Source organism: Paenarthrobacter sp. NPDC090517, assembly GCF_044769165.1.
Taxonomy (GTDB): Bacteria; Actinomycetota; Actinomycetes; order Actinomycetales; family Micrococcaceae; genus Arthrobacter.
Genome location: NZ_JBIVXN010000017.1, coordinates 1 through 1,353 on the forward strand (window position 1 = coordinate 1; position 1,353 = coordinate 1,353).

General features: G+C 59.6%; 2 protein-coding genes. Both read left to right on the forward strand.

From position 1 onward, the window contains the following. Positions 1 to 933 (forward strand): amino acid ABC transporter permease (locus tag ACIQTW_RS21795; protein ID WP_402941621.1); only part of this gene is annotated, 933 nt, incomplete at its 5' end. Next, positions 930 to 1,353: ATP-binding cassette domain-containing protein (locus ACIQTW_RS21800; RefSeq protein ID WP_402941624.1), on the forward strand; the 424-nt coding region annotated here is incomplete at its 3' end. The genes ACIQTW_RS21795 and ACIQTW_RS21800, both read left to right, overlap by 4 nt.

Consider the following 1,353-nt stretch of genomic DNA (forward strand, 5'->3'; position numbering starts at 1 on the left):
CCGATGAAGCAAGTGATGATGGAAAGAAGCAATGTGATGAGCGGGTTGGATTCGGCGTTGAAGCCGCGGTTGAAGCGGCGCAGCACGTTTGAGTACGTTTCCTGGGTCGTGTGCATCCTGGTTGGTATCGGCGTCATCAGTTCGGTCGCGACCAATCCGAATTTCAAGTGGGATGTCGTAGCGAAGTACTTCACGCACGAATCCATCCTCCGCGGGTTGATGCTCACCATCTTCCTCACCGTGGCCAGCATGGCCCTGGGCACCCTCCTCGGACTGGGCCTGGCCATCATGCGGGCTTCCACCATCAAACCCATCGCCGCCCTCGCCGGGGTCTACATCACGATCTTCCGCGGCACCCCGGTCCTGGTCCAACTGATCTTCTGGTTCAACCTCTCCGCCCTCTACCCGAACCTCAGCATCGGCATCCCGTTCACCGACATCGGCACCGCGATCGACACCAACGCCCTCATGGGCCCGATCACCGCAGCCCTGATCGGCCTGACCCTGAACGAAGCCGCTTACATGGCCGAAATCATCCGCGGCGGATTCTCCTCAGTCGGCAAAGGCCAAATCGAAGCCGCCGACTCCCTGGGCATGAGCGGAGCCATGAAAATGCGCAAAGTCATCATCCCCCAAGCCATGCCCTCGATCATCCCCGCCACCGGCAACCAAGTCATCGGAATGTTCAAAGGCACCTCCCTGGTCTCCGTCCTGGGCGTCGCCGAACTACTCCAAAGCGCCCAGCTCATCTACGCCCGCACCTACGAAACCATCCCCCTGCTCATCGTCGCCAGCCTCTGGTACCTGGTCATGACCATGCTCCTGAGCTACCCACAATCAAAACTCGAACAAAAATACTCCCACACCTCCGCCCGGATCCCCCGCAAAGCCCGCAAAGTGACACTCACCGCACCGGAAGGCATCGCACGATGAACGCTGACGGCACCATCCACGCCCAAAAAATCCGCAAATCCTTCGGACCCAAAACAGTCCTCAAAGACGTCGACCTCGACATCGCCAGCGGAGAAATCTGCTGCATCATCGGCCCCTCCGGCTCCGGCAAATCCACCCTCCTACGCTGCATCAACGGCCTCGAAACCGTCGATTCGGGCATCCTCAAAGTCAACGGCGAAGACTTTGGCTACTACGAAACCGACACCGCCTACCACGCCCTACCACCCAAAAAACTCGCCCAACAACGCACCCGCGTCGGCATGGTCTTCCAGTCCTTCAACCTCTTCCCCAACATGACCGCCCGCGAAAACGTCATGGCCGGACCCGTCCTGGTCAAACGCGCCGACAAAAAACAATCCGCCAAACACGCCCAGGAACTCCTCACCAGCGTCGGCCTCG